The 4,958-nt window shown below is 31.1% G+C and carries 5 protein-coding genes and 2 tRNA genes; 2 read left to right on the forward strand and 5 right to left on the reverse strand.

Features of this window, described 5'->3' with window-relative positions:
* From rsmI to FAY47_RS07070, 3 genes are all read right to left on the reverse strand, one after another.
* Nucleotides 1–718, reverse strand: a 718-nt coding sequence (gene rsmI / locus FAY47_RS07060; RefSeq protein ID WP_243129565.1) for a 16S rRNA (cytidine(1402)-2'-O)-methyltransferase, incomplete at its 3' end; no start/stop codon positions are given.
* Between the two features lie 2 nt (nucleotides 719–720).
* On the reverse strand, nucleotides 721–1,467 hold the full coding sequence (locus FAY47_RS07065; protein ID WP_143315992.1) for a tRNA1(Val) (adenine(37)-N6)-methyltransferase: 747 nt from the start codon (nucleotides 1,465–1,467) through the stop codon (nucleotides 721–723).
* A 119-nt stretch (nucleotides 1,468–1,586) separates the two neighbouring features.
* Nucleotides 1,587–2,837, reverse strand: a complete 1,251-nt coding sequence (locus FAY47_RS07070) for an NlpC/P60 family protein (RefSeq protein WP_143315993.1) — start codon at nucleotides 2,835–2,837, stop codon at nucleotides 1,587–1,589.
* 284 nt (nucleotides 2,838–3,121) lie between these two features.
* On the opposite strand from FAY47_RS07070, the gene FAY47_RS07075 reads away from it, so the two are divergent.
* A tRNA-Pro gene (locus tag FAY47_RS07075) sits at nucleotides 3,122–3,197 on the forward strand.
* Between the two features lie 67 nt (nucleotides 3,198–3,264).
* On the forward strand, nucleotides 3,265–3,909 hold the full coding sequence (locus FAY47_RS07080) for an HAD family phosphatase (RefSeq protein ID WP_143315994.1): 645 nt from the start codon (nucleotides 3,265–3,267) through the stop codon (nucleotides 3,907–3,909).
* Nucleotides 3,910–3,973: 64 nt separating this feature from the next.
* On the opposite strand, the gene FAY47_RS07085 is transcribed toward FAY47_RS07080, so the two are convergent.
* Together FAY47_RS07085 and FAY47_RS07090 are read right to left on the reverse strand one after the other, a co-directional pair.
* Nucleotides 3,974–4,720 (reverse strand): peptidylprolyl isomerase, encoded by a 747-nt coding sequence (locus tag FAY47_RS07085; protein ID WP_143315995.1) that lies wholly within the window; start codon nucleotides 4,718–4,720, stop codon nucleotides 3,974–3,976.
* Nucleotides 4,721–4,875: 155 nt separating this feature from the next.
* Nucleotides 4,876–4,951 (reverse strand) — tRNA-Phe (locus FAY47_RS07090).
* Between the last annotated feature and the right edge of the window lie 7 nt (nucleotides 4,952–4,958).

Consider the following 4,958-nt stretch of genomic DNA (forward strand, 5'->3'; position numbering starts at 1 on the left):
AATCTCTCCACTTCTCTTTATTTTCATTCTCTATCTCTTCCTGCTGCTTACCTTCAACAACTAGTACAAATTCACCTTTTATCCCCTTTTCAGAGAAGTACTCAATAACTTCTTTTATACGTCCTCTTTTTATTTCTTCATGCAATTTGGTCAATTCTCTACAAACAGCTATTCTTCTGTTTCCTAATTCCTCACATAATAAACTTAATGTGCTCAGTAATCTATGTGGGGATTCATAAAAAATCAAAGACTCTGTTACTTCTCTAATATCTTGAAATAATTTTTTTCTCTCCTTGGTTTCCCTCGATATAAACCCCCTAAATTGAAACTTTGTTGTATCCAAACCAGAGTATACAAGAGCAGTTGTTATCGCTGTCGCTCCTGGAAGAACTTCAAAATTTATATTATTTTCTATACATTTTTCAACGATGACCGCCCCTGGATCTGAAATCCCCGGAGTTCCAGCATCAGTTACAATAGCTATTACCTTACCTTTCTCTACATAATCTAATATCTCTTCACTTTTAGTTTGTTCATTATGTTTATGATAACTTATTAAAGTTTTTCGTATACTAAAATGATTTAATAATTTTAATGTTTGACGTGTATCTTCTGCTGCTATAATATCGGCATTTTGTAACACTTCTAACCCTCTTAATGTCATATCTTTTAGATTTCCAATAGGCGTAGGTACTAGAAACACTTTTCCTTCACTCATTGCTATTCGTTCCTTCCATAAATTGAATTTATTTCATCGCTATATCCACCTTCATCGTTATAAACATATAAAGGGGCTTCCCACTTTAAAAACTTTCCTCCATCCCTTTGCCCTTCTACTAAAACTATATTTGGTGCTTTTTTGGTATTAGGATGGACCATTCTTATTCTTTTAGGCTCCACACGATGCTTTCTCATAAGATTTAGTATGTCTACTAACCTTTCTGGTCTATGAACCATATAGATGCGGCCATTATCTTTCAGTAAGGTCCTAGAAGCTATTATGACATCTTCTAGCGTGCACATAACTTCATGTCTTGCTATAGCTAACTTATCTGATGGATTAACTATTCCTGTACTATTTAATTTATATGGTGGATTAACTGTAACCACATCAAATCTTCCCAAGCTTTTTAAGAACTCCAACTCTCTTAAATCTTCAGCATAAAACTTAATTTTATCTTGAACTGAATTAAGTTCTGTACTTCTTTGAGCCATATTAGCAATATCTTCTTGTATTTCTATCCCTACAACTTCTTTAGGCGAATATTTTCCCCATATCAAAAATGGTATTATTCCTGTGCCTGTACATAGATCAATAACTCTAAAGTTGTTCTTTACATTAGCAAAATCTGATAATAAAACTGCATCAACTCCAAATCTAAATGCATCTTTTTTTTGGATTAATTTTAATCCCTTTAACTGTAAATCATCAATGGATTCATCTTTATATATTTCATTATTATACATCTAATCAACTCCGCAAAAATGATACATATTATTATACATTAATACTCTGAAAGTCACAAATAAAAAAGCTATTTCAAATGAAATATCAATTTCATTTGAAATAGCTTATCCTTATAATACTAATTTAATATTCTTCTTCCTGCCATAAATGCATATACTGGAGATATCTTAATTACATCTCCTGTTTGTGGTGAATGTATCATCTGACCATTACCTATATATATTCCTACATGTCCTGCATGTGGAAATACTAAATCCCCAGGTTGTAATTCATCCCTTGAAACTGGTGTTCCTTGATTAATTTGAGTATACGTAGTTCTTGTTATATCAATTCCAGCTGCATGTGAATATACATACTGTGTAAATCCTGAACAGTCAAACCCAGCTGGAGTTGTTCCTCCATATATATATGCTAATCCCAAGAATTGATATGCATAGTTTACAATAGCTGATGTACTACCTGATTGACGTACTCCACCTACTACTACTCCCCTGTTTGTTCTTGCAGCTTCTTCATTCTTTTTCTTTCTTGCAGCTACATCTTTAGCTTTTTCTATAATATCATTTACATTTTTAATAACTGATTCACTCTTCAATTGTTTATCTCTAACTAGTCTTAATCTAGTAACAATATCCATAATTGAGCTAGATGTACTATTTGGATCATTCATTGCATTGTTCAGCGCATCAATGTCACCCTGCACAATTGCTTGCTCCATTGGAGTCATAAACTTTTTATTAAACTCATCTTGCTCTGCTTTAGCTTGCTCAACAAAAACTTGCTGTTCTGATCTCTTCTCATCAAGCTTAGATTTTTGTTCTTGTATATCTTCATTAAGATCTTCAATCTCATTTGCCTTTGTTCCTAATGAAGTCACTTTCTCATCAAGCTTCTTTTTATTATCAGTTAGGTCTTGTACAACTTTTTTATCTATGCTAACTAGTCTTCCAGCTGTATCAATCTTACTAATTAAATCGCTAAAACTATCTGCTGAGAATATTAAAGAAAGATAACTAGTTTGTCCACCAGACTTATATACCTCTCTCAATCTTTTTCCTAATACATCTTCTTTTTCAGAAATATCTACCTTAGCTTGATCAATTTCTTTATTTGTGTTTTTCACTTCTTTATTTATGTTATCAATTTGACTATTATTATCGTTAATTTTTATAGCTAACCCACTTATTTGATTATCAAATTCTTGAACCTTTTGATTTGTTTCATTTACTTTTGCTTGTAACTTTTCATAATCATCATGTACGTTAGTTAACTCCTGATCTGTAGGTGTTGCGCTAACCTGAATCGGCGGCACTACTGTTGTAAGAACAAGTATTCCTGCTATAAATGCAGATAATATTTTTTTCTTCATTCACAATGGTCTTTTAGACCATCCCTCCCTTCCTAAACTCAGTATATTCTTAATTATATAATAGATTATATCATTATATTCATTATCAAACAACTTGTCTAAGTATTTATGAGCCTTTTTTATCTTTTATTACCCTACATATATTCCATTATCCTATGAAATTCTACTATATCCTCTATATTGTAAATAATTTCATCATTTATTTATGACACTTTTCATTCAAATTATCTTATAACTTCCATTTGACATATCATACTCATCAATATATAATGATATATGTACCACGGGGTGTGGCGCAGATGGTAGCGCGCATGGTTTGGGACCATGAGGTCGCAGGTTCGAGACCTGTCACCCCGACCATAAAAAAGGCAGACAATTTGTCTGCCTTTTTTATTATATTACTATAATAAAATATTTGAGGTGAAATATGTTAAGAAATATGAATGCTGCAATTTTTGACTTAGATGGAACTCTTATTGATTCAATGTGGATATGGGAGAAGATTGATGCTAATTATCTTAATTCAAAAGGCATTGATCTTCCTCCTAACCTTAAAGATGAAATTAGTCATCTAAGTTTTGAACAAACTGCAATATATTTTAAATCAAGATTTAATTTAGATGATTCCATAGAGACAATCCTCTCCACTTGGAATAACATGGCTTATGAATATTATTCTAATGATGTTACTTTAAAACCTGGAGTAATACAATTCTTAAATTACCTTAAGAGCTTAAAAATTAAAATTTCCCTAGCCACAAGTAATAATACTACCTTGCTAAATGCAGCATTAAGATCTACTGGTATTGACCATTATTTTGATTCAATTACAACTACCGACGAAACAAAAAGTAATAAAAGTAAGCCCGATGTATATTTATTGGCTTCAAGAAAATTAAATGTTTCTCCTGAAAATTGTATTGTATTTGAAGATATATTAGAAGCTGTAAAAGGAGCAAAGTTAGCTAATATGAAGGTAGTTGCTGTTTATGATAAATCCTCATCATATCAAAAAAATGAATTAATATCAAATGCTGACAAATACATATATGATTTTAGAGAACTTTTATAATTGTAAAAAAACACTATGTAACTTATATACATGTACAAAAAAAACTCCTGTAAAGGAGTTTTTTTTATTTTCTTTCTACACCATATTTCGTCTCTAATTCTTTAACCACATCAAGATATTTTCTTTGTTGAGCTTCTTGAATTAATTGTCCTGTAACAGTCTCTTTAACTTCTTCAAAACTTTTTTCCTTTGGCTCATTTTTTTGTTCTACTAGTATTAAGTGATATCCAAATTGAGTCTTAACAACATCTGTTACTTTTCCTATTTCAGCTCCAAAAGCTGCATCTTCAAATTCAGGTACCATCATTCCTCTACCAAAAGATCCAAGATCTCCTCCTTGCTCTTTTGATGGACAAGTTGAATATTTTTTAGCTGCATCTTCAAATGTTATCTTACCTTCTTCTATTTCTGCCTTAATACTAGCCGCTTCATCTTCTGTAGCAACTAATATATGCTTAGCTATTGCTGTTGGTTGATCCATAAACTTTTCTTTATTTTCATTATAATAGTTTTGAACTTCTTCATCAGTAATAGTTACTTCTGATAAAACTTTATTAATTGTCATTTGAATAAGAATTTCTTTAGCTAACTTTTTTACAGTTTCTTTATATTCATCTGTTTCATCTAATTTTATTTCTTCCCCAAACTTTCCGAATAATTCAAAAGCTATAGTTTGTTCTAATAATTGCTTTTTACTTTGTTCGTTATTCATATACATCCTTTTATCTTCTGGATATCTCATAATTATTTCATCAAGATCCCTATCTGTTATTTCATTTCCTGCAACAACTGCCCATACTTTATTCTCCATTGTTTATCTCCTTTTTATTTAAAATAGTATAGATACATTTTATCAATATATATTGATTATAACAACAACTTAATTTTTTTCCTTTTATCTCTTATATAAATATGTTTTATTCTAACATTATATAAAAAAGCACTAACCTAAGTTAGTGCTTATCCTGGTGGCTCGACCAGGAATCGAACCAGGGACACGAGGATTTTCAGTCCTCTGCTCTACCGACTGAGCTATCGAGCCACATTAC

The sequence above is a fragment of the Clostridium sp. HBUAS56017 genome (genome assembly GCF_007115085.1).
Lineage (GTDB): Bacteria > Bacillota > Clostridia > Clostridiales > Clostridiaceae > Clostridium > Clostridium cibarium.